Source organism: Neisseria subflava (genome assembly GCF_024205705.1).
Classification (GTDB): domain Bacteria; phylum Pseudomonadota; class Gammaproteobacteria; order Burkholderiales; family Neisseriaceae; genus Neisseria; species Neisseria subflava_D.
Genome location: NZ_CP073115.1, coordinates 1,714,006 through 1,739,628, shown reverse-complemented (window position 1 = coordinate 1,739,628; position 25,623 = coordinate 1,714,006). Strand labels below are relative to the sequence as shown.

The following is a 25,623-nucleotide window of genomic DNA, read 5'->3' as shown; positions in this document are numbered from 1 at the left end:
AAGGCCGTCTGAAACTGGGTTTCAGACGGCTTTTTAATTTGAACAAGCCTTATTCAGTGACTTCTTCAGTAATGCTGTCGCGGTAGATGGTGCTGTCGTAAGTCGGAACAGGAGGCGGCAGCAGGTTGTCGAGTGTCAGCGCGGACGGGTTCAGCGTAGGGTAGCCACTGAAGGTAACGGAATAACCGCCGTTGCCGGTACTGCGGACTTTGGCATGCGTGCCCAACGGGAAAGTGGTTTTGTTGGTGATGTGGCCGAATGGGAAACCGGTCAACACAGGAATTTTGGCGGTGCGCGAAATGTGGTTGACGACGGCGGAGAAGTCGTAGCTAGAGTCGTACACGTCGCGGATGGTACCCATGCGGAAATCGCCGAAGATGATGGCGCGTTGTTTTTGCAAAACACCTGACAGGTAAAGCGTATTGAGCATGCGCTCGATGCGGTAGGGTTGCTCGCTGACGTCTTCGATAAAGAGGATGCCGCCTTGAATATCGGGCATGTAAGGCGTGCCGGCGAGGGAGGCGAGAACGCTGAGGTTGCCGCCCCACAATGTGCCTTCTACGTTGACATCGGCGCGTTGGATGGTCGGAACATCAACGATGTTGACATTGTTGGTCGTGCCGCGGATGAAAGAATCCATGGTAAAGACGCTGGGGTCAGCTTTGCCGAATTCGCTGTACACCATCGGGCCTGCAAAGCTCATCATATTGCCTTTGGCCAACAGGGCGAGTTGGACGGCGCATACGTCGCTGAAACCGAAGAACAATGTGCCGCGTTCGCGCATTCTAGCGCCGAGTGAGGCAAAATCGATTTGCGGCAGGATGCGTGCCGCGCCGTAGCCGCCGCGCAGGCCCATCAAGACTTTAGGCGTTTCGACGCGGCCGCTGGCAACTTCTTGGAAGTCGGAGGCACGTTGGGCGTCGCTGCCGGCAAAGCGTTGGTAACGGCGGCTACCTGCCTGTTGGTTGGTCACGGTAAAGCCTGCGTTGTAGAGGCGGGTCAGGCCGGTGGTCACGCGGTTGGGGTCTTCGGCGAAGCCTGACGGCGCAACAACGCGCAGGAGGTTGTCGCCGGAACGTGGCGGATGGGGTTGCTTAGGTTGCACGGTTTTGGCTTTCGCGGTGGTAGAAGTGGTTTTGGTTTGCGGCGTGGTGGTCGTGCCTGTGCCGCAGGCTTGCAACAACCCTGCGCCTGCCGCGGCAGAGCAGGTACGCAGGAAATGGCGGCGCGTGGTGGAGTTCATTGAGGTTTTCCTTTCGTTATATGTTCAGACGGCCTGAATTTGGCGTGTCGGACCTTACAGGCCGTCTGAAAGTTTAAGCGATTAAGTTTTTGATTTGTTCCGGCCAATTTTCGGGCAAGGCCATACCGTGTTCGCGGACGGGCGCGGCCCAAATCGGCGCGGGGAAGTTGGCGTCGTTTTCAAAACGGGCGATGACGTGCCAATGCAGGTGGGGCACAACATTGCCGAGGCTGGCCAGATTGATTTTGGCCGGGCGGAAGACTTGGCGCATTGCGGCTTCAACCTGATACACCATTTCCATGATTTCGTTGCGTTCGGCAGGGGAAAGGTCGGTCATCTCGGAAACATGGTCATTCCAAATCACGCGGCAGAATGCCGGTGCGCCGGCTTCGTTGTGGACGGCGATAACGCGCAGATTGGGCGTTTGCAGCAAAATGTCTTCGTTGTCGGCAGTGCAGATGGGGCAGGTCATGGGTTTTTCTTTCTCAGTCTGAATAGGAATCGGATGATTTCAATCAGGATTTTTAGAATGAGGTAAATAGCAGTCAGCGTGATGAATGCGAAAAGCCACGGTTTGGGTATAAACCACCAAAATAAATAGGAGGGCGTGATTCAGTCGGCACATTCTTCGGCACTCTTAACGTGATCGCACAAGCTAAAGCTAAAAAAAATCATTGATATCATGAAACGGCGAATAGGCGAACATTAAGTGCCATTGGCGTCACACAAACCAATGCAATGACGACAATCCAAAAGAATGGTTTGAGATGTTTGAGTGCAGTCATGGACGAAGTGTTATGCAAATTTTGCTGCACCGCGGTTGGCAAGCTCGTCGGCTTTTTCGTTTTCAGGGTGTCCGGCATGGCCTTTTACCCACGTCCAGCGGACATCGTGCTGTTGAACCAGGCTATCCAGCTCTTTCCATAAATCGTCGTTTTTGACCGGTTTTTTGGCGGCGGTTTTCCAGCCGTTTTTTTTCCAGCCGTGTATCCAGCTTTCCATGCCGTTTTTGACGTATTGCGAGTCGGTGCAGATGACGACTTGGCAGCGGCGTTTTAAGGATTTCAGGCCTTCGATGACGGCGGTCAGCTCCATGCGGTTGTTGGTGGTTTCGGCTTCGCCGCCGAACAGTTCTTTTTCGTGTGTGCCGTAGCGCATAAATACCCCCAGCCGCCTGCGCCGGGGTTGCCTTTGCATGCGCCGTCTGTGTAGAGGTAAACGGGTTTATCCATGGGCATGTCTTTGTCGAATAAGGCGGTATCATAACATAAGGCCGTCTGAAATATCGGCAAATACGGTTTGCGCGTGTAAAATACCCTGCACTTATCACTCGTATAGAAAGCAGGCAGATATGGGATTATTCAGTGGCCTTTTGGGCAATGCTTCGCAAAAAGACGCCGATGCGGTGGAACGCGATTTGGCGAATATCCTGATTGATGGCGAACAGGTAAAAATGGCATTCAGCCTGGTGCGCGATTTGATTGTGTTTACCGAGTATCGGCTGGTGTTGGTGGATAAACAGGGTTTGACCGGCAAGAAAGTGTCTTACCGTTCGATTCCGTACCGTTCAGTATCGCGCTTTTCGGTAGAAACCTCGGGTCATTTCGATTTGGATGCCGAGCTGAAGATTTGGGTTTCTTCCGGCGAGGCACCGACTGAAACCTTGCAGTTTAAAAGCGACAAGAGCGTGATTGCCATTCAGAAAGCCTTGGCAGAAGCCGTGTTGAAACCGTCAAAATAGAAAGGAAATATGATGAGCGAACAGCAAGAATTGTTTTGTTACAAACAGATGCCGGTATGGACGGCGGACGAGATTCCCGAAGCCTTGTTGTCCAAACACAATACTGCCGCCAGTACTTGGGGCTGCCTCAATGTCCTCCAAGGCCGTCTGAACTTCAACGAAGTGGACGAGGCGGGCAATATTACGGCCACGCACGAGTTGACGCCTGAAAGCGATGATTGGGTTATCCATCCGCAAGCATGGCACTTTATCGCGCCGCAAACGCAAGATACGGAAATCCAACTGTCGTTTTACTGCGAGGCGGCGGACTATTTCAATAAGAAATACGGCATGAGCGCAACACATTCGGCCGTCCGTGCCGCCGAGGGCATCGTACCTGTCGGCAAGGTTTTGGATATGGGCTGCGGTCAGGGGCGCAATGCGCTGTATTTAGGTTTGAAAGGTTTTGACGTTACCGCTGTCGATAATAATCCCCATGCGGTTCAAAACGTGGAAGAGCTGGCGCGTATCGAAGAACTGAATGTCCGCGCGTTTGAATACGACCTCAACGCCGCCAATATTCAGGAAAACTTCGATTATATGGTGGCGACCGTGGTGTTTATGTTCTTGATGCCGCGTTACGTTCCTGACGTGATTGCCAATATGAAGGAACACACCAACCCCGGCGGCTACAACCTGATCGTGTCTGCGATGGATACGGAAGATTTCCCTTGCCCGATGCCGTTCCCGTTCAAGTTTGGAGAGGGCGAGTTGCGCGAATACTATAAGGATTGGGAATTGGTGGAATACAAGGAAGAGCTGGGTTCGATGCACGCAAAAGACGAATTCGGCAATCCGATTCAGTTCAAATTCGTTACCATGCTGGCGAAGAAACCGGAATAAAGGTTTTGCCGTCAAAAGGCCGTCTGAATTCAGTTTTCAGACGGCCTTTGTCGTAATCAATCCACAATCCTTTTGCCCAAAATCACCACGTCTGCCAACATGGTGTCCAAATCGCAGACTTGCGGCAGCCGCCCCCATTCTTCAAATCCGAAACGGTGAAACAGATTCAGGCTCGGATAGTTGTGGCCGAACACAAGCGCGATGACGTTGCGGATGTCTAAGGACGGTGCGCGTTCGAGCATGTGCCGCAACAGGATTTTGCCCACGCCTGCGCCGCGCATATCGTGGCGGACATAAACGCTGACTTCCGCACTGATGTGGTAGGCGTAGCGCGGATGGTAGTCGCTGAAACTGCCCCAGGCCAATACGGTGCCGTCGGCATCGTAAAGAGCGTAGATCGGGCGTTTGTCCGTGTGCGCGGCAAACCACATTTCGCGTTCGGCAACCGTGGTCGGCGACAAATCGGCCGTGGATTGGCGCGTGGCCACGGTGCTGTTGTAAATATCGACGATGGCGGGCAAGTCTTGGCGCAGGGCAGGGCGGATGGTGTATTGCATTTCAGACGGCCTGTTATTGAATCAGTTTGGAGATGATCTTAAAGGCTGGATGTTTGGCATCGCCGAGCAGTTGGAACAAAATACTTTCGACATTGGAAATGATAATGCCCTGACGGCTCAGTTGCGCCAAACCATTGTCGCGGTTGGCCGTTGTACGCGAGGCAGTGCATTCAAAAGGCAGGGATACGGCGTAACCTTGCGCCTTCAAATCCAAGGCCGTCTGAAGCATACAGATATGCGCTTCCGCCCCCACCAAAATAACGGTTTTAATGTCGTTTTTGCGTAAGATTTCCTGAATTTCAGGTAAAAACGCCGAAAATTGGGTTTTCTCGACAATCGGTGTGCCTTCGGGCAACAGCAGCGATACGGCGGATACGGTGTTGCCCAAACCTTTCGGGTATTGTTCGGTTACGGCAAAGGGTACGTCCAAAGCCGTCAAGCCTTGAATCAGTAGGCGGCAGCGTTCCAACATTTCGTCCGTGCCGGAAAGGGCGGGCAGCAGGCGTTCTTGAATATCGACAATCAGACAAAGCGTATTTTTGGGGTTCATGGCTTTTCCTTTCAGACAGCCTTTACAGCAAAATCGTTGAATCAGAATGCAATCATATAACAAGCTGCTGGAAAAGTATTGCAGCTTGCCCTGTTTTAAAGCCTGAAATTCTTTTAAAATACCGCCTGATTTGAATTGATAGAGACCGACAACATGAATTTATACCAAACCGTCGAACGTGAAGCCCAAGCAGCCTTTGCCGCTGCCGGTTTGTCCGACAGCCCCGTCGTATTGCAGGCGGCGAAAAATCCCGACTTCGGCGATTTCCAAATCAACGGCGTAATGGGTGCGGCGAAAAAAGCCAAACAAAATCCGCGCGAGTTGGCGCAAAAAGTGGCCGAAGCATTGGCTGACAATACCGTGATTGAAAGCGCGGAAGTAGCCGGCCCGGGCTTTATCAACCTGCGCCTGCGTCCTGAGTTCCTCGCCCAAAACATTCAGACGGCCTTGAACGACGCACGTTTCGGTGTAGCAAAAACCGATAAGCCGAAAACCGTCGTTATCGACTATTCTTCGCCTAATTTGGCCAAAGAAATGCACGTCGGCCACCTGCGTTCCAGCATCATCGGCGACAGCATTTCGCGCGTGTTGGAATTTATGGGCAACACCGTTATCCGCCAAAACCACGTCGGCGACTGGGGTACGCAGTTCGGCATGTTAGTCGCTTATCTGGTTGAGCAGCAAAAAGACAATGCCGCGTTTGAGCTGGCGGACTTGGAGCAGTTTTACCGCGCCGCTAAAGTGCGCTTTGACGAAGCCCCCACCTTTGCCGACACCGCGCGCGAATACGTTGTGAAGCTGCAAGGCGGCGATGAAACCGTTTTGGCGTTGTGGAAACAGTTTGTCGATATTTCGCTCTCGCACGCCCAAGCCGTTTACGACACATTGGGCTTGAAACTGCGCCCCGAAGACGTGGCGGGTGAATCGAAATATAACGACGATTTGCAGCCCGTGGTCGATGATTTGGTTCAAAAAGGTCTGGCAGTCGAAGACGACGGCGCGAAAGTCGTGTTCTTGGACGAATTTAAAAACAAAGAAGGCGAACCCGCCGCATTTATCGTGCAAAAACAAGGCGGCGGCTTCCTTTATGCTTCCACCGACTTGGCGTGTTTGCGCTACCGTGTTGGCACGCTTCATGCTGACCGCCTGCTGTACGTCGTCGACCACCGCCAAGCCCTGCACTTTGAGCAACTTTTCACCACTTCCCGCAAAGCAGGCTATCTGCCGGAAAATGTAAAAGCCGAGTTTATCGGCTTCGGCACCATGATGGGCAAAGATGGCAAACCGTTCAAAACGCGCAGCGGCGACACCGTGAAACTGGTTGACCTGCTGACCGAAGCTGTCGAGCGCGCCACTGCTTTGGTAAAAGAGAAAAATCCTGAATTGGGCACAGACGAAGCAGGAAAAATCGGTAAAACCGTCGGCATCGGCGCGGTCAAATATGCCGACTTGAGCAAAAACCGCACCAGCGATTATGTGTTCGACTGGGACGCCATGCTTTCGTTTGAAGGCAATACCGCCCCTATCTGCAATACGCCTATACCCGCGTGCAAAGCGTGTTCCGCAAAGCAGGCGAATGGGACGCAACCGCGCCAACCATTTTGACCGAACCTTTGGAAAAACAACTGGCCGCCGAGCTTCTGAAATTCGAAGACGTGCTGCAAAGCGTGGCGGACACGGCATATCCGCACTACCTCGCCGCCTACCTCTATCAAATCGCCACTTTGTTCAGCCGCTTCTACGAAGCCTGCCCAATCCTGAAATCAGAAGGTGCAACTCGTAACAGCCGCCTGCAACTGGCGAAGCTGACCGGCGACACGCTGAAACAAGGCTTGGAATTGTTGGGCATTGATGTATTGGATGTGATGTAAGTTTTTGAATAAAATGATGAAAGGACGTCTGAAACTTTGCAGGTTGCAAGGTTTCAGACGGCCTTTTTTATGCTTTGAAAAATATTGTGATACCGTTGATTTTGAGCCTAAGCGGTTTTGAATTTGCTTAGGTAATGTGTTCAGACGGCCTTGTCTTTATTTCAAATTGCTTGCCAACAACCAAGCCTGCGCTTCGGTAGCATCGCTGAAATATTTGGGATGTTGGTTGGTCAAGAGGCTGGAAAGGCGCGCGCCGAGTTTGATCCAGATGTCGTCGGTAATGACGGCAACGCGGCCAAAGTCGGTTTCGTGTTGGTTGAGAAATTTGATTTGCTCAACCGCCATATCGATGGTGAAGTCTTTCAGCATGGACAAGTCCAACAGGATGTCGGGCAGATGGATTTTTTGTTTCGCGGCCAACAAGGCTTCTTCCAATTGGCGGAAATCGTCCAAAGTGAACTCGTTGTACAGCGCTACGTTTAAGCCGTAAGATTGTTCGCGGATGGAAATCATGGTGTTCTCCTTGTTAAATTATTGCTTCATCAGAAATTTTTTGATTGAGGCCGGAGTAAAGCTGCTGAACACGCCGCCTGCAACAATGATAACCATGCCGGCGGCTTCCTGCCAAGTGATTTTATCGCCGAAAAGCAGTACGCCGGACAGGGCGGAGAAAACGACGGTCAGGTAGGAAAGCGAGGCAACGGTAAATTTCTTACCGACCTTGTAGGCGCGGGTCATGGCCAATTGTGCAATCATGGCGGAGATGCCGATGCCGGCCAGATAGGGCAGGGAAGACACGGTCAGCGGATGCCAGCCTGTGATGGTGCTCCAGACTGCGCCCATAATCAGGCCGGTAAGCGACAAATAAAACACCACGCGCCAGCCCGGTTCGCCCAAAAGCGAGAGTTCGCGCACCTGCAAATACGCCCAGCCTGACATGGCGCCGCCTGCCAAACTGACCAGCGCGGCAAATTCCTGTCCGCCTTGAAAAGATGGGTTGAGCAACAGGATAACGCCGATAAAGCCCATGACCAAGATGGCTTGAGTATAAAGCGTAATTCTTTCTTTTAAAATGAAAAATGAAAAAATGGCAAGCCAGATGGAGGACGTGTAGTTGAGCGTGACACCTGTTGCTAGCGGCAGGTGCATGACGGAATAAAACGTGCACATCATGGCAAGCGTGCCGATGACGCTACGGTTGAGATGGGTTTTCCAATGCGGCGTGGAAAACGTGTTGCCTTGCGCTTTGGCCATGATGCCTAAGAACAGGGTGGAGACCAGCATGCGCCAAAAGACCAGCTCGCCGCTGGAAAAGCCGAATTGCGTTGAGGCGGCTTTGATGGAGAGGTTCATGACGGTAAAGCCGAGCGCGGCAATAACCATCCATGCCGAGCCGAGCGGATCTTTTCTGACGGTTTCCATTTGATGGGTGTGTAAAGCGATTTTATTAATAAGAAAATATTATACAGGTCAATCAGGCCGTCTGAAAAATATCGTTGGGTTTCAGACGGCCTTTTTATTAGAAATAAGAATTATTATTGAATAATAAAGTGGTTTTTTATAGAATGGAAGCCCTATTTTCAAGAAAGGCTTGTCATGAAAGTTTCCAATATTTCTGCCGTATTGCTGTCCGCTTTGTTTTCCGTTGCCGTTTCTGCCGCACCTTTGGGAGAAGTTTCTTCCGAAAACGGTAAGATTTTCAGCGGCGAAAATTACATGGTCGTTAAGAAGGACATGAAGAAAGGGGAGCAGATTAAGCCGCACGATCATCCGGGTTTTAAAACGCTGATTTTTGCCATTGGAAAAGGAAGCTTTGACGTGACGTTGAATCAGACTGAAAAACATACTGTCGGCGCAGGCTCGGTTTTGCGGTTTGGCGGCGATGCAGTGATTGAGGCAGTTGCAACCGAAGATGCCGATGTAGCAATTACTTTGATTAAGTAAACCGATAGAGGATAAAAGGCCGTCTGAAGATGATGTTTCAGACGGCCTTGTTTATTCAGTCAACCGTTGGCATTAAGCGCAAATCAAATAGATGAAGCCGGAGCCGAATATATCTGCCAAGGCGTGAATCAGGAAAAACGGCAGCAGGTTTTTAACTTTGTATTTGTAGAAGAAGTAGTACATCAAGCCGAAAACAACACCGATAACGGTCGCCCAAAGCATACCTTGATAAGTATGGAAGGAGATGCGCACCAAGGTCGAATAGGCCAATGCCTGCCATTTGTATTTGTCTTCCACGCAGGTTAAAAGACCGAGGAAACAGAATTCCTCATAAAAGCCGTTTAAAAGGCCGTAGAGGATGGCCATCGGCGCAAGGGCGGCGAATTTATCGAAGATGGATAATGGTTTGATGTATTGGAAGATTTCAGTGGTGAAGTAATTGTAGCCGCCGCTTAACGAAGTTACCGCATCGGCGGTTAGACCCATCAGGATAAAAATCACAGGCGTCCAAAACAATACGCCTAAATTAAAGCGAATTGGCAACTGCTTAAAGTCGAAACGGCGGATAATGAGGTAGATCAGAGCAATAGCAAGCAGAGTCAACTGCAGGCTCATGTTTTCAGAATAAGCCACGCCGGTTACCGCAGTATCGCGCACTTCTTCGGCAACAGCGGCTGTTTCTACTTTCGGCATCAGGCTGGCAATATAAAGTTGGGTAGAACGGTAGGCAAATTGACCGAACAGGATAGCGGTCACAATCAGCATGTCAAACCAGCGCAGATGGCGCAAAGGCTCTTTAGGGCGGATGACGGCGAGTATGCTCATAATTCTCCTCTTTGCTCTAATAAATAGCGGTGCGCAATAGTTACATAAACATACAAAAATCGTCAACAATTATCACAATAAAACATGAATTAAAAAACAGACCGTTTCAGACGGCCTGAAGCGCTTCTAAAAATGCCATATTTTCCGAAGGGTTTATCTTCAAAAATATGGCATAATCACTTTATTGCAAACCAAGGAATCTTATCGTGAGTATTTCTCTGTCCCAATATCTGCTCTACCTGCAATACATGTTGGCAGGTATCGCCATGACCGTTGTTTTTGCTGCCGTATATCTGCGGATTACACCCGTTGAAGAATTGCGCCTGATTAAAAACGGCAACCTTGCCTGCGCCTTATCATTTGGCGGCGCGTTGGTCGGTTTTTGTCTGACACTGGCGTCAAGTATTGCCCACAGCGTCAGCTTCATCGATTTTATCCTGTGGGCCCTTGCCGCAGCAGTGATTCAGATTTTTGTCTATTTCGCTGCAACAATGATGATTAAAGACGCTACCGAAGAACTCATTGGCAATAATGTCGCCGTCGGCGCGCTGTTTGGTGCAGTGTCCATCTCGATCGGCATTTTGAATGCGGCTTGCTTGACTTGATTTTGATGGTCGGTTGGATAGCAAAGATGTGTTGATCCTAACTCCTACCTGGAGAAATTATCGGTAGATTTTTTGACTGATAATGTCTTATGTCTGATGGTATTGGCGTTATAGTGAAATTCTGAAAGTATCAGAAAATTCAGACGGCCTGTATATACAAGGCCGTCTGAAACGTTTTAACTACTTAAATTCGTCAAATTAGAAAGAGTATTGCAATCTTATGCCCGTTTCGTGGGTGTGGTTTTTAGGTTCTATAGATCCCAATCCATATGAGTCATACTCTTCCGTAACGGTAAGGTTCGATTCTTTAACTTTCCAGCCGCGATAGAATGGAGTGAGGCTGATTTTGGAGCCGTTAGCGAATTTTTTAGATACAGGTACTTCAACCTCAATACCTTGTCCGCCACCTTGTTTCATTCGGGTTTCTGCCTGGTCGGGTTCGTAAGAATATTGGCGGCCTTTCACGGCACGATTGTAGGCAATGCGGGGAGATATCTCAAAGTTTGCAGGAAGGGCGATATTTACTCCGGTATTGATTTGCGCATATATGGTTCGGTTTTTGCGGTCATAATCATTAGGATCAATACGGCTGCTTAAGTCTCTCAGAACACGGTGTCCCAAGCCGGCTCCGGCAGTAATGCTAAAGCGATCGTTAATCGGGAGTGTATATTCGTATAAGGCACGGATATCGTATGCGCGGCGTGGTGCATTTTTGAGTGTGGCTGAGCCATAACTTGCTGAATCGTCGATATAATCCTCAGTTATATATTGTACGCTTCCCGTGTAATCTGTTTTACCGCGCGAATAACGGCCTTCTAATTTTGCCGCATGGCGATCGTTGAAACGGTATTTTACGCCGGCATTAATAGACCATAAGTTGCCTTTTTGCTGCATTAAGCGACTACCATCTTTTTCGTATTCGCGATAGGTCTCGTTGTAATATTCGCTACCAACGGTAAATTCAACAGGGCGGGCAGCCTGTGTACTTACGGCAGCAGAGAGTGCTAACACTGCAAAACAGAAATGAGCAGAATTTTTCATATAAATTCCTTTTACTTTATGAAAGCCAATGTGATAATTTGACAATACAGCATGATGAATTTCTAGGATTTGGTAAATATTAACAGGTGTAGTGAACGCTTGGTATGGTGTTTAATGATTTTCTACCTGTATTTGTCTTTTTTATGATATAGCGCAGGTAAAAGCAGAAAAATAGTGTAAAACAGAGTCTGCATGAATTTTAATAATATGTTAATGTTTCTGGGTCGGCTAGTGGGTTTAACACTAAAAATAGATAGAGCAACCCACTCTATTCCCATGCATAAAGACATTTTGAATGTTAATATCGTATGACATTCTATTTATATAAAATAAGCGATATTACCGACCAGGCAAATTGACCTGACTGCCCATTAAGTTATCCCTTCTTCTTCAAATAAGGAACTGCGATGTTCAACTTTATCAAGAAACAGTTTATCGACGTCATTCAATGGCCGAATCCCGATGACAGCCTGCTGATGTGGCGTTTTCCGATTGCCGATGAGGAGATCCAAAACGGTGCGAGCCTGACTGTGCGTGAGGCGCAGATGGCGATGTTTGTCGATGAAGGCGTGACCGCCGACGTGTTCGGGCCGGGGCGTTACACGCTCAATACGCAAACGCTGCCAGTGCTGACCAACTTGAAAAACTGGGACAAGCTTTTTGAGTCTCCGTTTAAATCGGATGTTTACTTTTTCAATACCAAACAACAGCTCGCACGTAAATGGGGTACGTCCCAACCTGTTACCGTGCGCGATGCCGAGTTTGGCGCGGTGCAACTGCGTTCGTTCGGTATGTATTCTTACCGCATCAGCGATCCGGCAAAATTTTTCAAAGAAGTCAGCGGCGTGGCGGCGCAATATAGCGGCGTAGACTTGGAAAACCAACTGCGCAATATTGCAGTCACCCAATTGGCGGCCGCATTTGGCAGCTCCGGTATCCCGTTCTTGGATATGGCGGCGAACCAAGTTTTGCTGTCGCAAAAAATCGGCGAATTGCTTGGCGCGGAATTTGCCAAGCTGGGTTTGGCGCTGGAAAACTTCACTGTTGAAAGTATTACCTTGCCCGCGTCTATTCAGGCTGCGTTGGATAAGAAAATTTCGATGGGCGTTATCGGCGATTTGGGACGCTACACCCAATATCAAACCGCCGAATCTATCCCGCTTGCGGCACAAAATGAAGGCGGACTTGCCGGAATTGGTGCAGGTTTGGGCGTAGGTGCCGGTATTGGTCAAGCGATGGCGGGTGCCATGGCGGGCATGATGCAGCCGAATACGCAACAGGCTCAGCAAAATGTTCAGCCGGCTGCCGAAGATCCGCAGGCGAAATTGGTGAAACTCAAGTCTTTGCTGGATGGCGGTTTGATTTCGCAAGAAGATTTTGATAAAGCCAAGGCTGAAGTGTTGAAGCAGCTGATTGGTTAATCAATTGAAGGCCGTCTGAAAAATATCATTCAAAAGAAGCGTAGCTGCTTCTGTGAAAAGGTTTCAGACGGCCTTTCGAATCATTTGATTGAGTCCGTTCGGCGATTTGGTTTGTTTCTAATCTGAAATCATTGATAAAACCAGTTGATATAAACATTAAGGCCGTCTGAAACACTCCAACCCATTCTGGAAAAGCAAATTCATGTCTCAAACTCCTTTCTTCAAAACCGACTGTCCAAGCTGCGGCGCACCGGTCGAAGCGCATTCTGCTTCTGCCGTGACGCTGGTGTGCGGCTATTGCAACAGCATGCTGGTGCGGCAAGATAACGGCGTTGTCGACTCCGGCCGCGATTCCGCATTGCTGGAAGATTTTAGTCCTTTGCAAATCGGAACCAGCGGCACATTTGTCGCGCAACGCTTTACCTTGGTCGGACGGCTTCAGGTGCAATACGACGATGGTGCGTGGAATGAATGGTATGCGCTGTTTGACGACGGCAGGGCCGGTTGGCTTTCTGAGGCGGGTGATTTGTATGTGATGACCATGCCGATCGAAATCGATAATCCGCCGAAATTTGAAGACACGCGAGCCGGATTTAGCGAGCTGACTTTTCAAGATAAGCACTATATTGCCTCCGATGTCCGCAAAATCAGCTTGAAACGCGCCGCCGCGCAGGGCGAATTGCCGTTTGTTTTGAAAGAGGATACAGAAAATCGGGTTTCCGACTGGCGTTGCGAAAACCTTTTCATCACGCTTGATTACAGCGGAAAAACACCCGAAGCCTTCTTCGGACGGATGGTAAACCTAGATGATTTGAAGCTGGAAAACACGCGCCACGAAGATGAAATTAGAGAAAGCGCAGGCCGTCTGAAAGGCAGTATTTCCTCAGAAAACTGTCCCAACTGCGGCTCGTCCGTCCACTGGGTCAACGGCCTCACCGCCCATCTCAACTGCCCAAGCTGCGGCAGCGAATTGGCAATCGGCAAAGACAAAGCCGAACTCATTACCGCCAACGCCATGCGCACGGCGCAGCAAAGCCTGTTTACCCTGCCCGTCGGTTCGAAAGGTCGTCTGAAAAACCGCGAATTTTACGTTATGGGGGCGGTCAGATACGCCGAAACCGACGCACAGGAAACATTCGACAACCTGTTCAACGGCGCCGACCGCACGCTCACGCCCGAAGGACAATGGTCGGAGTATCTGCTTTACAACCCGACGCAAGGGTTCCTGTGGCTGGTCGAATCCGATGACGGCTGGAGCCTTTCCCAAACCCAAAACACATGGCCGCGCCTCGACCGCAACCGCCAACCGCAAGGCTATGGCAAACTTTATGACTATGGAGGCAGGGTAGAAGTCGCTGCCGGCGCCTTCTATTGGCGTGTCCGAAGCGGTGATTTGAACTATTACAGCGATTACCGAGACGGACAAAGCCGTAAGCTTGGTTCCGAACTAAACAGTCACGAAATGGCATGGAGCAGAAGTACCCCCATTGCTTATCGGGAAATTGCAGATGCATTTAATTTGACCAGCCGCGCTCCGCATTACACTGCAAACATGGCGGCAGACGGTATTGATAAGTCATTAAGAATCATAATGACCGCCATCTTGGTTGTCGTCAATCTCCCTACGCTTCTGACCGGCGACAGCTCTGCCGCACTTTCCGTCATCTTTGTAGGATGCTGGTTGTTGTGGACCATGGGCAAAAAAGACGAGGACGAGGATTAACATGTCGAGAATCACTTACATCATTTTCAGCACCATCATCATCGTCATCTCCATGATCATCAGCTACGGCTCTTCTGACTCCGACGGCTCGCGTATGCACTCCGGCGGCTATTACGGCGGCAGAGGTTATTCCGGAGGCCATAAATGACCCACATGCCCGGTAATCATGGCTTATTGGACTTATATGGCTGCGATGAAGCCATCTTAAAAGATGAAGGCCGTCTGAAAACCGCTTTGGTAGCTGCCGCACAGGCTGCAGAAGCCACCATATTAACCGAACACTTCCACATCTTCGGCGGAGCTGGCGGCGTAACCGGCGTTTTACTGCTCGCCGAGTCCCATATCAGTATCCATACTTGGCCTGAACTCCGCTTCGCCGCTATAGACGCATTTATCTGTGGCGGTATGAAATTGGAAAAAGTGAAGGAAATCTTGTGCAGGGAGTTGGTGGCAGAAAGGGCTGTTTGGACGGTTGTGCAACGTGGCGAAGGTATACTGGACGATATACAACCATTGGTTGAGCAATAAAATCTGTTAGGCCGTCTGAAAGCATATTCAATCCGTTTTCAGACGGCCTTAAACCTTGTGCTGATTAAACTGAAATATTGACGTTATATGGAAAAAACGCCTTTTTTTAAAACCGATTGCCCAAGCTGTGGTGCGCCTGTGGAGGCGTATTCCGCTACTGCCGTGACGCTGGTGTGTGGCCATTGTCACAGTATGCTGGTTGCTAGAAGCGGTAAGGGAGGAGCGGATATTTTGTTGCCAATTCAGGGCATGATTCAACGTTGCTGGAAGATTTCAGTCCGTTGCAGATTGGAACGCGAGGCGTTTTTGATGATCGGAAATTTACGCTGATTGGGCGATTGCAGGTGCATTACGATGTCGGCGCATGGAATGAATGGTATGTCTTGTTTGATGACGGGCAGACCGGCTGGCTTTCCGAGGTTGGCGATTTATATGCGATGACTTGTTTGCTTTCCCAGAAGAGGAGACGGGGGCCGAAAAAATTTAAGTCGGTGAAAGCCGGCTCCAGTTCGTTGGTCTTTAATGGCCAAACCTTTATTGCGTCAGACGTCCGCACCATACATTACCGTAATACCGATGCGCAAGGCGAATTGCCGTTCAATTTATCTGGGAATCAAGCGACAGGCGAGGTTTGCGACTGGCGACGCGGCAATTTGTTTTTGACCTTGGATTATTCGACTTTTCCAATGGACTCCTACTTCGGACGCATAGTCAGTTTGGACAGTTTGAAGCTGGAAAATAAGCGCAGTGATGATGAAATCCGTGAAAGTGCAGGCCGTCTGAAAGGAGAGATTCTTTCTGAAAACTGCCTGCATTGCGGCTCTCCTGTTCATTGGCCAAGGGGTGTTACTTCTTTCCTTTTGTGTCAGTCTTGCGGCAGCAGTTTGAGCACGACAAAAGATACTGTTGCGTTGATGGAGGCAAATGTCCAAAGAAAAGAACAAGAAAACCTGTTTACACTTTCCATTGGTACGAAAGGCCGTCTGAACGATACAGAATATCTGATTATCGGGGCTGTAAGATTTGCCGAGATATCGTCCTATAACCAAAATCAGTCCGAATACTGGACGGAATATCTGCTTTATAACACTCAACAAGGGTTTGCCTGGCTGATTGAGTCTGGAAAACGCTGGCGGCTGTCAGAAACCTTACAAACATGGCCGGACTTTGATTCAAGTGGCAATCCTGCCGGTGAAATGTTGATTGATCATTACCGTGGGCAGGTCGAGGCAGCGGCTGGTGCTTTTTATTGGAAAGTCAAACAAGGCGATTTGCTTCATTACAAGGAATATAGCGGCAAGAAAAGTTATGGCCGGAATGTCATTCTGTGTTCCGAGCAGAGCAAGGATGAAATTGTCTGGAGTAAAAGCAGTCCTGTGTCTTACCGTCAAATGAGAAAGGCATTCGGTCTGTCTTTTGATACTAAGGAGATGCTCTCTTACTGGCTGAAGGGCGACAATAGAAATGTTGGGAGTAGAGATAATGTAGCCCGTATCATTGCTATGCTGATTCTTATCATCGTCAACCTTCCGGCCTGGCTGTCGCCGCATCTACGTAGTCCTGTCGGCATAGTGGTCAGTCTATGTGCGTTGGTATGGATATGGATTTCTGACAGATATAAAAACGATCGTGATTACGAAGAAGAACGGGTAGGGATGATTATTTTCTTTGCTTTCATCATTTTTCTTACCGTCTTATTCAACTATGTCCAAGCGGAAGACAGTGATTCATCGCATTCCGGCAGATCCTATCATGGTTATTCGGCAGGGCATAAATAACGTGAGATCTGCTTAACCTCGTTGTACCGTTTTACTTTTATTTTTTCAGACGACCTTTTTATAAAACATGCTAACCCGCCGTCAATTTCTCAGCTATACCGCCGTGCTTGGTGCCGCCTCTGCTTTCTCTTGGCAGACTTATAAGTACCTCAACCGCAAACCGCCGGTTTCTATTAACCGTGTCGGCTTGCCGTTGGGGCATTTGTTGCGCGATCGAAAATTGTTGCAAGCGCCGACCCGTCGTTATGAATGCAATACGCTGATACTCGGCGGCGGTGCGGCGGGTTTGGGAGCATTGTGGTATTTTGCGAAGCATAATCACCGCGATGTATTGTTGGCAGAAGGGTTTGAACGTAATGGCAACAATGCCGCCTATACGTCTTCAGACGGCCTGAAAGCGCCGAGTGGTGCGCATTATTTGGCTTTGCCGTCGAAAGAAAGCGTGTATGTGCGCGAGATGTTGGCGGATTTCGGTATTTTGCAGCCGGACGGCAGCTTTAGGGAAACCGATTTGGTCTATGCGCCCGAATCGCGCCTCTTATATCAGGATAAATGGGTGGAACATTTATTGCCGAAAGAAGATGCGGATTCCAAACGGTTTTTTGATTTGATAGGCCGTCTGAAACAGGCTTACGGCAATGACGGTAAGAAAATTTTTGCCATTCCGATCGCGCTGTCATCGGCAGATGAGACATGGCGCAAACTCGATAATCTGACGTTCAAACAATGGCTTGAGCAAGAAGATTACCACTCGACCGAGCTTTTATGGTATCTCGATTATTGTTGCCGCGACGATTACGGACAGGGCATAGCGCAAGTATCCGCCTTTGTCGGACTGCATTATTTTGCCGCCCGCAACAGCGCGGAAACCGTCCTCACTTGGCCCGAAGGTTTGGCACATCTTTCTGAAAACCTGCGCCGTCATGCCGGTTTGCAGGAAGGTTGGCAATGGCCGTCTGAAAATAGTATCCGTTTGGAGAAACCTGCTTCGGTTAATGCTTCAGCCGTCAAAATCAAACCGCTTTCAGACGGCCGGATTGAAGTGTGGCTGCGTGATAATGCAAAAGGGGAAACCGTTGCCGTCACCGCGCAACACGTTATCTCCGCCATGCCGCTGATGGTTGCCGCCCGCATTATTGAATCTCCCGAACAATTTGGTCTGGACATTCCCGAATACGCGCCATGGCTGGTTTCCAATTTTGAACTGCACAGTTTCCCGAAAGAAAAAAACAACAGCGAACTTGCGTGGGACAATGTGGTTTACGGTAGCCAAGGGCTGGGCTATGTTGTTGCGACCAATCAGCTTATTCGGGTTGCCCGTCCTGAACGTACGATTTTTACCACCTACGCCGCGCTCAACCACGATACGCCACAAGCCGTCCGCCGCCAGCTGCTTGACGCAAGCGATGAAGAGCTGCTCCAGCTTGCCGCCCAAGATCTGCTTACCGCTTACGGCGAAGGCTTTTGGCGGCACGTTTCCCATGTTGACATTACCGTTCGCGGGCATGGCATGAGCGTGCCGAAACCCGGGTATTTAAGCGATGAGGCTTTATTAAAAATCAGAAACCGAAATGCCGGATTGTTGTTCGCACACAGTGATTTAAGCAACTATTCGGTATTTGAAGAGGCTTTGTATTGGGGTGTGGAAGCGGCACGGAAAGTGTTGGCTTAATTGATATAAAAAGGCCGTCTGAAATCATATTCAGACGGCCTTTTTTTTAACCTATAACCTGATTAGGCTTTTGGTTTTAAAGCGGCAGCTTCGCGAGCCAGACGGGTGATGGTATCCCAGTCTTTGTTTTTGATGGCTTCTTTCGGAGTCAGCCATGAGCCGCCGACGCACAAGACATTAGGCAGTGCTAAGTATTCGGGTGCGGATGCCAGGCTGATGCCCCGGTCGGACAGAAGCGAACATCGGCGTAAGGGCCGTACAGGGCTTTGAGCATGGCTTTGCCGCCAACGACTTCGGCAGGGAAGAGTTTGAGGGTGTCGATGCCGTGTTCCAAAGCCAGTTGGACTTCACCCGGAGTGGCAACGCCGGGAATCAGGGGGATGCCGCTGTTGTGGCTGGCTTTGGCGAGGGATTCGTGCAAACCAGGGCTGATGGCGAAAACTGCGCCTGCATCTTCGACGGCTTTGAGCTGTTCTGGATTGGTTACTGTACCCGCGCCGACGATGGCGTTGGGCACTTCTTTGGCAATCAGGCGGATGGCGTTGAGGCCGACAGGGGTACGCAGGGTGATTTCGAGGGTGGGAATGCCGCCTTCGACAAGGGCATGGGATAAATCGACAGCAGTACTCAAGTCGTCAATCGCCATTACAGGCACAACTGCGCCGGCAGTCAGAATTTCACGAGGGGTCAGTTTAGACATTTTAGGTCTCCGTTGGGGACTGTATCGTAATAGGGTCGTTAACATGGTTTCAGACAGCCTGTTTGTTTTAAGAGGCCGTCTGAAAAGGGTTTAGGCAAATTCGCCGCCGAAGCTCATGGCACCGGTTTCTGCGCTGCTGGTCATGCTGCGGAAGTTGGCGAAGAGTTCGCGGCCGCAGCCTTGTTGGTTCGCGCTTAAATCGATGCGCTCGACTTCGCGGGCGTTCCATTCGGCTTCGTTGATCAGGACGTTGAGTTCGCCGGTAACGGAGTCGAAGCGGATCAGGTCGCCGGTACGGATTTTGGCGATATTGCCGCCCATCAAGGCTTCAGGCGTCATGTGGATGGAAGCCGGAACTTTGCCAGACGCGCCGGACATACGGCCGTCGGTCAGCAGCGCCACTTTGAAGCCGCGGTCTTGCAGAATGCCCAAAGGCGGGGTCAGTTTGTGTAATTCGGGCATACCGTTGGCGCGCGGGCCTTGGTAGCGGACAACGCAGACAAAATCGCGTTCCAACTCGCCGCGTTCAAACGCAGCCAACACTTCGCGTTGGTCGTTGAATACGATGGCGGGCGCTTCAATGATGCGGCAGCCTTCGCGCACGGCAGATACTTTAATCACGCCGCGACCGATGTTGCCTTTCATCAGGCGCAGACCGCCGTCTGGGGAGAATGGGTTGTCGGCTTTGCGCAGGATATCGTCGTTGCCGCTGGTTTCAGGGGCTTCACGCCATTCGAGTTTGCCGTCGATGAGGAAAGGTTCTTTAGTGTAGTGGCGCATACCGTGTCCGACGACGGTATCGACATCGTCATGCAACAGGCCTGCGTCCAGCAATTCGCGGATAACGAAAGGCAGGCCGCCGGCAGCGGTAAAGTGGTTCACGTCGGCTTTGCCGTTTGGATACACACGGATCAGCAATGGGATGATGGAAGAAATTTCGTCGAAGTCGTCCCAGTTCAAAATCACGCCTGCGGCACGCGCCATGGCGACGAGGTGCATGGTGTGGTTGGTCGAGCCGCCGGTTGCCATCAGGCCGATCAGGGCGTTGATAAAGGATTTTTCGGTCAACATTTCGCCCAATGGTTTGATGGTGCCGTTTTTAATGCCGCGTGCGAGGTGTCCGGCAGCGTAGCGGGTCAGGGCTTCGCGCAGGTCGGTATATGGGTGGACAAAGGCGGCGGCAGGCAGGTGCACGCCCATCATTTCCATCATCATTTGGTTGGAATTGGCGGTGCCGTAGAAAGTGCAAGTGCCCGGGCTGTGGTAAGAACCCATTTCGCTTTCAAGCAAGGCGTCGCGGCCGACTTTGCCTTCGGCGAAAAGCTGTCGGGTACGGGCTTTTTCTTTATTGCCGATGCCGCTGGACATCGGGCCTGCCGGAACGAAGATGCCCGGAATATGGCCAAAAGACAAAGCGCCAATCATCAAACCCGGTACGATTTTGTCGCACACGCCCATAAACAGGCTGCCGTCAAACATTTGATGCGACAGACCGACAGCGGTACTCATGGCAATCACGTCGCGGGAAAACAGCGACAATTCCATGCCGGCGTAGCCTTGGGTGATGCCGTCGCACATGGCGGGTGTACCGCCGGCGACTTGTGCGGTCGCGCCGTTTTTTTGTGCTTCGTCTTTGATTTGGTCTGGAAAGTCTTTAAACGGCTGGTGTGCGGAAACCATGTCGTTGTAGGCAGTGATGATGCCTAAGTTGGGAACGGTTTCCTGAAGCATTTCAATTTTGATGCTTTTAGGCATGGCGGCATAGCCGTGCGCCAAATTGCTGCAGCCGAGTTGGTTGCGCTCTAAGCGTCCCATCTGTTTGGCACTACGGATTTTCGCCAGATATTTTTCACGCGTCGGGCGGCTGCGCTCGATGATGCGCTCGGTAATCTCGGCGAGTTTAGGGTGAATAGGAGTGGGGTTCATGGGCTGTCTCCTGGCAAAACGATATGATAGGGATTTTGTTTGCGCGTTTCTGATTTTTGTATTGGGTATGTTTCAGACGGCCTTGAGCTGTGGGAATGAATAATATGGGCCGTCTGAATATTTGAAGATTTCTCTTCGAAGCGTCTGCGTATTATAGTACAAAATCTGTAATTTTGTTACAAAATAATTCACTAAGTGGAAGAAATTTGATTTAAATCGAGGTATGGTCAATTCGTAAAATGGCAGGCTGCAAAAGTCATCAAACTTTTATGTTAAATCAAACAATTTGTAAAAATGAGAATGGACAAAATCTGTAGCCATGTGTAGTATTACTACTCATTAGCCCGCTTGTTTGAAATTTTGGTGCAGGCGATTGGTTTTTTACTGCTTATTGCTTAAAGGCTTTTGATTTTAATCGATTTTTATAGATGATGACAGTCCAAAAGTTTTGAAGCAAGCTTCCTCAACGAGAGATGAAACGATGAGTACACAGACAAATTTTGATTTGGTGTTGTTTGGCGCGACCGGCGATTTGGCAATGCGTAAACTTTTGCCTTGCCTGTATCAGGCGCATGTAGCCGGTTTGCTTCATCCCGAAGGTCGTATTTTGGGTGTAAGCCGCAGCGAATTGGATACCGCCGGCTTTTTGGCCAAAGTGGAAACGAATTCTAAAATCCATGTCAAACAAAACTTCTCAGAAGAAGCGTGGGCATCGTTTATTCAACGTCTTGAGTATTTGAAAGTCGATGTGACAAAGAAAGACGACTTCATTGCTTTGGGCGAGTTGGTAAAAGCGCGCAAGAATACTGAGAGTGTCGTGATCTACCTCTCAACTGCGCCGAAATTCTTTGCGCAAGCCTGTGAAAACCTTGCTGAAATCGGTTTGAATGCCGATAACGTGCGCGTAGTTTTGGAAAAACCGTTGGGTACGGACTTGGCTTCTTCCCAACAAATCAATACAGATGTGGCCCGTTATTTCAAAGAAGAACAAGTCTACCGCATCGACCATTACTTGGGTAAAGAAAGCCTGCAAAACCTGCTGGCCTTGCGTTTTGCCAATGTGATGTTCGAGCTTTTGTGGAACAACAAATATATTGAAAGTGTACAGCTGACCATCGCCGAGCAGTTGGGTGTGGAAGAACGCGGCGAGTTTTACGACATTACCGGTGCGTTGCGCGATATGGTGCAAAACCACTTGATGCAAATGCTTTGTATGACTGCGATGGAAGCACCGGCGAGCTTGGATGCCGATGCCGTGCGTGATGAAAAAGTGAAAGTCATCAAATCGCTGAAACCGCTGACCATCGAATCCGTCAACGAAAATGTTATTCGCGGTCAATATGTTGCAGCAAACGGTATGAACGGCTATTTGGAAGAAGTCGATGTACCGAAAGACAGTTTCACTGAAACCTATGTCGCCATCAAAGCCGAAATTGAAAACGAGCGTTGGAAAGGCGTACCTTTCTACCTGCGTACCGGCAAACGCATGGCAGGAAAAGTGGCGGAAATCGTGTTGAACTTCTGTCCGCTGCAAAACCATATTTTCGACAACAGCCAACCTGCGCCGAATCGTTTGGTTATTGAACTACAACCGACTGAATCCGTCCGCCTTTACACGCAAGTGAAAACCCCGGGTGCAGGCAACAAAGTCGAAGTGACACCGATTGGCGTGGACTTGGGCACAGCCGTAGAGGGCCGTCGCGCCGAGGCTTATGAGCGCCTGCTGCTGGATGTGATTAACGGCAAACTCGCTTTGTTCAACCGTCGTGATGAACTCGAAGCCGCTTGGGAATATGTGATGCCGATTTTGGAAAACTGGGCGAACAATACAACGCCTCCACATGCTTACGAAGCCCATTCTTGGGGTCCTGAAGCTGCGCGCGCGCTGTTGGCCCGTGACGGCAACAAGTGGCACGAAGAGCAATAATATTTCTTTCAGACGGCCTTGTTTTCCAACAAAAGGCCGTCTGAAACCATGAAAGGACGAAACATGTTTGTTTGGCACGAACAAGAAAACGCTGCAACTGCCGCGCAAGCTCTCGCCGATGCTGTTGCCGCCGCATTGCAAGCCGCGTTGAATGAGAAAGGCCATGCGGTTTTGGCCGTTTCCGGCGGTCGTTCGCCGATTGCGTTTTTCGAGGCTTTGTCGCAAAAAGATTTAAATTGGCAAAATGTCGGCATTACTTTGGTGGACGAGCGTATCGTCCCGACCACGCATGCCGACAGCAATACAGGCTTGGTACGCGAATATCTGCTCAAAAATAACGCGGCCGTTGCCACATGGATTCCTGTTGTTGAAGACGGAAAGTCTGAAACTGAATTACAACCTGAAGTTGTCGTTGCTTACGCATTGAAACATTACAAGCAACCTGACGTGCTGGTGTTGGGCATGGGTTCAGACGGACATACGGCGTCGTTGTTCCCTCAAGCGCCTCAATTACAGGCCGCAATCAATGAAGCTAATGATCCAACATTGATTCATACTACGCCGGTTACCGCGCCGCATGAGCGTGTGAGCATGACTTTGGGTGCGATTGCCAAAACGCCGAATGTATTTTTGGCTATTCAAGGCGCAGAGAAAAAAGCGGTATTCGACAAAGCTGCTGCAAGGGCCGATACCGAATATCCGACCAGTCTGATTCTCAATCACCAAGGAATTAACTGCCATGTCTACTATGCACACTGAAGCTTATCCTCGTTTGGTTGCCGATATCGGCGGTACGAATGCCCGTTTTGCACTTGAAACTGCACCACAGGTCATTGAAAAGGCTGAAGTCTTACCTTGCCAGGATTACGACACCATTGTCGATGCCGCTAAAACTTATTTGGAACGCGCAGGCAGTCCGAAAGTCTTGCACGCCGCCTTTGCGATTGCCAATCCGATTTTGGGCGACTGGGTGCAGATGACCAACCACCACTGGGCATTCTCCATCGAAACCACTCGCCAGGCTTTGGGTTTTGAAACGTTGATTCTGTTGAACGACTTTACCGCCCAGGCTTTGGCAGTAACAAAAACCGATAAGAAAGACTTGATACAAATCGGCGGTCAAAAACCCATCGAATTTGCGCCTAAAGCCGTTATCGGTCCGGGTACCGGTTTGGGTGTCAGCGGTTTGGTGCACAGCGCTGCCGGCTGGGTGGCGTTGGCAGGCGAGGGCGGCCATACCAGCTTCCCGCCGTTTGACGATATGGAAGTATTGATTTGGCAATACGCTAAAAACAAATACGGCCATGTTTCTGCCGAGCGTTTCTTGAGCGGCGCAGGTTTGAGCCTGATTTACGAAGCATTGGCCAAACGCGACAACATCAAACAATGCCGTCTGAAGCCTTCTGAAATCACCGATAAGACATTGAGCGGAACATCGCCGATTTGCCGTCAGACTTTGGATATTTTCTGCGCCATGCTGGGTACGGTTGCTTCCAATTTGGCTTTGTCATTGGGTGCGCGCGGCGGCGTGTATTTGTGCGGCGGGATTATCCCGCGCGTGTTGGATTACTTTAAAACGTCTCCATTCCGCAGCCGCTTTGAAAACAAAGGCCGCTTTGAGGCTTATCTTGCCGCTATTCCCGTGTATGTCGTATTGAGCGAATTTCCGGGCATCGTCGGCGCGGCGGTCGCATTAGACAATCATTTAAATAACGTTTAGACACACAAACGGCGGTGCAGGGCAGGGTACAAAAAAGTACCTTGTCCTGAACGTCAAAGAATCAAAGGGTAGAGTATATGTTAAGCAAAATCAGCGAATCATTGTCCAACCTCTCCGGCGCAGAACGCAAAGTTGCCGAATCTGCGCTGGCCGAGCCGAAATGGTTCGTTCATGCTGCTGTGGCGGAAATCGCCGAGCGTGCATCCGTCAGTCAGCCGACTGTAATCCGTTTCTGCCGCAGCTTGGGTTACAAAGGCTTGCCTGAGTTCAAACTCGCTTTGTCTGCCAGCATCGGCCACGAAGGCATGCCTTACGTTCATGAGGAATTAAACGCCGATGACAACATGGGCAGCGTGGTCGAAAAAGTATTGGGCAATGCCGCAGCCTCCCTCTTGGGCGAGCGCCGTTTCCTGAAAGAATCCGAGCTGGAAAACGCGATTGCCATTCTGATGCACGCGCGACGCGTTGAGTTTTATGGTGTCGGCAACTCCGGCATCGTTGCCCAAGATGCGCAACACAAATTCTTCCGCTTCGGTATGTCCACCGTTGCCTATGTCGATACGCATACCCAGCTGATGGCAGCTTCCGTATTGACCGAGCAGGATGTGTTGGTGGCGATTTCCAATACCGGCTCGTCTATCGAATTGCTGGACGCGGCCAGTATCGCCAAAGAAAACGGCGCAGCCGTTATCGCGCTGACTCGCAATGATTCGCCGTTGGCTCAAATGGCCGACTGCGTATTGAGCATTGCCACTCAGGAAAATGCCGAGCTTTATACGCCTATGGTGTCCCGCCTTCTGCAGCTGGCCGTTATCGACATTCTTGCCATCGGCTTGGCCTTGCGTTTGGGTGACACTGCCAGCACGCAACTGCAAAAAAGTAAAAAAAGCATACATAACAAACATATCGAATACGATAAAGATTGATTCTTCACTGATATCTTCAGACGGCCCCAACCCACATCAAGGC

Annotated in this window: 23 protein-coding genes and 3 pseudogenes; 15 read left to right on the top strand and 11 right to left on the bottom strand. The window is 50.1% G+C overall.

The window, feature by feature from the left end; all coding sequences use genetic code 11:
- Window positions 1-49 precede the first annotated feature (49 nt).
- The 3 genes from KCG54_RS08395 to rnhA all read right to left on the bottom strand — a co-directional run bounded on the left by KCG54_RS08395 (window position 50) and on the right by rnhA (window position 2,440).
- On the bottom strand, window positions 50-1,243 hold the full coding sequence (locus tag KCG54_RS08395) for an LD-carboxypeptidase (RefSeq protein ID WP_254323923.1): 1,194 nt from the start codon (window positions 1,241-1,243) through the stop codon (window positions 50-52).
- Between the two features lie 73 nt (window positions 1,244-1,316).
- The gene (locus tag KCG54_RS08390; protein WP_254323922.1) at window positions 1,317-1,715 is read right to left on the bottom strand and encodes an HIT family protein; all 399 of its coding nucleotides are present in this window, start codon (window positions 1,713-1,715) and stop codon (window positions 1,317-1,319) included.
- A gap of 323 nt (window positions 1,716-2,038) precedes the next feature.
- Window positions 2,039-2,440, bottom strand: coding sequence for a ribonuclease HI (gene rnhA, locus KCG54_RS08385; RefSeq protein WP_254323921.1), 402 nt, complete (start codon window positions 2,438-2,440; stop codon window positions 2,039-2,041).
- Window positions 2,441-2,594: 154 nt separating this feature from the next.
- Here rnhA and KCG54_RS08380 point away from each other — a divergent pair, with 154 nt between their 5' ends.
- Window positions 2,595-2,984: a PH domain-containing protein gene (locus KCG54_RS08380; protein ID WP_003678731.1), complete on the top strand. Its 390-nt coding sequence runs from the start codon at window positions 2,595-2,597 to the stop codon at window positions 2,982-2,984.
- 12 nt (window positions 2,985-2,996) lie between these two features.
- The gene (gene tehB / locus KCG54_RS08375) at window positions 2,997-3,866 is read left to right on the top strand and encodes an SAM-dependent methyltransferase TehB (protein ID WP_254325010.1); all 870 of its coding nucleotides are present in this window, start codon (window positions 2,997-2,999) and stop codon (window positions 3,864-3,866) included.
- A gap of 56 nt (window positions 3,867-3,922) precedes the next feature.
- Here tehB and KCG54_RS08370 read toward each other — a convergent pair whose 3' ends face one another.
- Together KCG54_RS08370 and KCG54_RS08365 are read right to left on the bottom strand one after the other, a co-directional pair.
- Window positions 3,923-4,423: a GNAT family N-acetyltransferase gene (locus tag KCG54_RS08370; protein ID WP_070843398.1), complete on the bottom strand. Its 501-nt coding sequence runs from the start codon at window positions 4,421-4,423 to the stop codon at window positions 3,923-3,925.
- 13 nt (window positions 4,424-4,436) lie between these two features.
- Window positions 4,437-4,973 (bottom strand): isochorismatase family protein, encoded by a 537-nt coding sequence (locus KCG54_RS08365; RefSeq protein WP_254323920.1) that lies wholly within the window; start codon window positions 4,971-4,973, stop codon window positions 4,437-4,439.
- 153 nt (window positions 4,974-5,126) lie between these two features.
- On the opposite strand from KCG54_RS08365, the pseudogene argS reads away from it, so the two are divergent.
- Window positions 5,127-6,844, top strand: a pseudogene (argS, locus tag KCG54_RS08360) (arginine--tRNA ligase).
- 156 nt (window positions 6,845-7,000) lie between these two features.
- Here argS and KCG54_RS08355 read toward each other — a convergent pair.
- Both KCG54_RS08355 and KCG54_RS08350 read right to left on the bottom strand, forming a co-directional pair.
- On the bottom strand, window positions 7,001-7,357 hold the full coding sequence (locus KCG54_RS08355) for an STAS/SEC14 domain-containing protein (protein WP_003745709.1): 357 nt from the start codon (window positions 7,355-7,357) through the stop codon (window positions 7,001-7,003).
- 18 nt (window positions 7,358-7,375) lie between these two features.
- Complete coding sequence (locus tag KCG54_RS08350) at window positions 7,376-8,266, bottom strand: DMT family transporter (RefSeq protein WP_070826590.1); 891 nt, start codon at window positions 8,264-8,266, stop codon at window positions 7,376-7,378.
- 174 nt (window positions 8,267-8,440) lie between these two features.
- On the opposite strand from KCG54_RS08350, the gene KCG54_RS08345 reads away from it, so the two are divergent.
- Window positions 8,441-8,788 carry a hypothetical protein gene (locus KCG54_RS08345; protein WP_254323919.1) on the top strand — a complete coding sequence of 116 codons (348 nt, stop codon included), beginning with the start codon at window positions 8,441-8,443 and terminating at the stop codon, window positions 8,786-8,788.
- 72 nt (window positions 8,789-8,860) lie between these two features.
- Here KCG54_RS08345 and KCG54_RS08340 read toward each other — a convergent pair whose 3' ends face one another.
- Complete coding sequence (locus tag KCG54_RS08340; RefSeq protein ID WP_107858270.1) at window positions 8,861-9,613, bottom strand: CPBP family glutamic-type intramembrane protease; 753 nt, start codon at window positions 9,611-9,613, stop codon at window positions 8,861-8,863.
- A 206-nt stretch (window positions 9,614-9,819) separates the two neighbouring features.
- Between KCG54_RS08340 and KCG54_RS08335 the strand changes: the two genes are divergently transcribed.
- The gene (locus tag KCG54_RS08335; protein ID WP_192832374.1) at window positions 9,820-10,218 is read left to right on the top strand and encodes a DUF350 domain-containing protein; all 399 of its coding nucleotides are present in this window, start codon (window positions 9,820-9,822) and stop codon (window positions 10,216-10,218) included.
- A 198-nt stretch (window positions 10,219-10,416) separates the two neighbouring features.
- Here the strand turns inward: KCG54_RS08335 and KCG54_RS08330 are convergent, their stop codons facing one another.
- A complete protein-coding gene (locus tag KCG54_RS08330; protein ID WP_254323918.1) occupies window positions 10,417-11,259 on the bottom strand; it encodes an outer membrane beta-barrel protein in 843 nt (280 codons plus the stop codon).
- A gap of 407 nt (window positions 11,260-11,666) precedes the next feature.
- Here KCG54_RS08330 and KCG54_RS08325 point away from each other — a divergent pair, with 407 nt between their 5' ends.
- The 6 genes and pseudogenes from KCG54_RS08325 to KCG54_RS08300 all read left to right on the top strand — a co-directional run bounded on the left by KCG54_RS08325 (window position 11,667) and on the right by KCG54_RS08300 (window position 18,381).
- Window positions 11,667-12,680, top strand: a complete 1,014-nt coding sequence (locus KCG54_RS08325; RefSeq protein ID WP_254323917.1) for an SPFH domain-containing protein — start codon at window positions 11,667-11,669, stop codon at window positions 12,678-12,680.
- Between the two features lie 202 nt (window positions 12,681-12,882).
- Window positions 12,883-14,400: pseudogene (locus KCG54_RS08320) on the top strand (DUF4178 domain-containing protein); the annotation flags it as partial.
- A 4-nt stretch (window positions 14,401-14,404) separates the two neighbouring features.
- Window positions 14,405-14,551 (top strand): hypothetical protein, encoded by a 147-nt coding sequence (locus tag KCG54_RS08315; protein ID WP_168164757.1) that lies wholly within the window; start codon window positions 14,405-14,407, stop codon window positions 14,549-14,551.
- Complete coding sequence (speD, locus tag KCG54_RS08310; RefSeq protein ID WP_254323915.1) at window positions 14,548-14,931, top strand: adenosylmethionine decarboxylase; 384 nt, start codon at window positions 14,548-14,550, stop codon at window positions 14,929-14,931. The genes KCG54_RS08315 and speD overlap by 4 nt, the downstream gene beginning before the upstream one ends.
- A gap of 260 nt (window positions 14,932-15,191) precedes the next feature.
- Complete coding sequence (locus KCG54_RS08305) at window positions 15,192-16,709, top strand: DUF4178 domain-containing protein (protein WP_254323914.1); 1,518 nt, start codon at window positions 15,192-15,194, stop codon at window positions 16,707-16,709.
- Window positions 16,710-16,776: 67 nt separating this feature from the next.
- Window positions 16,777-18,381, top strand: a complete 1,605-nt coding sequence (locus KCG54_RS08300; protein ID WP_254323913.1) for an NAD(P)-binding protein — start codon at window positions 16,777-16,779, stop codon at window positions 18,379-18,381.
- A gap of 62 nt (window positions 18,382-18,443) precedes the next feature.
- Here the strand turns inward: KCG54_RS08300 and KCG54_RS08295 are convergent.
- Window positions 18,444-19,027: pseudogene (locus KCG54_RS08295) on the bottom strand (bifunctional 4-hydroxy-2-oxoglutarate aldolase/2-dehydro-3-deoxy-phosphogluconate aldolase).
- Window positions 19,028-19,171: 144 nt separating this feature from the next.
- The gene (gene edd, locus KCG54_RS08290) at window positions 19,172-21,007 is read right to left on the bottom strand and encodes a phosphogluconate dehydratase (RefSeq protein WP_107810240.1); all 1,836 of its coding nucleotides are present in this window, start codon (window positions 21,005-21,007) and stop codon (window positions 19,172-19,174) included.
- A gap of 481 nt (window positions 21,008-21,488) precedes the next feature.
- Between edd and zwf the strand changes: the two genes are divergently transcribed.
- The 4 genes from zwf (at window position 21,489) to hexR (ending at window position 25,580) form a co-directional block, all read left to right on the top strand.
- Entirely contained in the window at window positions 21,489-22,934 is a 1,446-nt protein-coding gene (zwf, locus tag KCG54_RS08285; protein ID WP_254323912.1) for a glucose-6-phosphate dehydrogenase, read from the top strand.
- Between the two features lie 63 nt (window positions 22,935-22,997).
- Window positions 22,998-23,693 (top strand): 6-phosphogluconolactonase, encoded by a 696-nt coding sequence (gene pgl, locus KCG54_RS08280; RefSeq protein ID WP_036491640.1) that lies wholly within the window; start codon window positions 22,998-23,000, stop codon window positions 23,691-23,693.
- The gene (locus KCG54_RS08275) at window positions 23,674-24,654 is read left to right on the top strand and encodes a glucokinase (protein ID WP_039861966.1); all 981 of its coding nucleotides are present in this window, start codon (window positions 23,674-23,676) and stop codon (window positions 24,652-24,654) included. The genes pgl and KCG54_RS08275 overlap by 20 nt, the downstream gene beginning before the upstream one ends.
- Before the next feature lie 77 nt (window positions 24,655-24,731).
- Window positions 24,732-25,580 carry a DNA-binding transcriptional regulator HexR gene (gene hexR, locus KCG54_RS08270; protein WP_004519348.1) on the top strand — a complete coding sequence of 283 codons (849 nt, stop codon included), beginning with the start codon at window positions 24,732-24,734 and terminating at the stop codon, window positions 25,578-25,580.
- The last annotated feature ends 43 nt before the right edge of the window (window positions 25,581-25,623 follow it).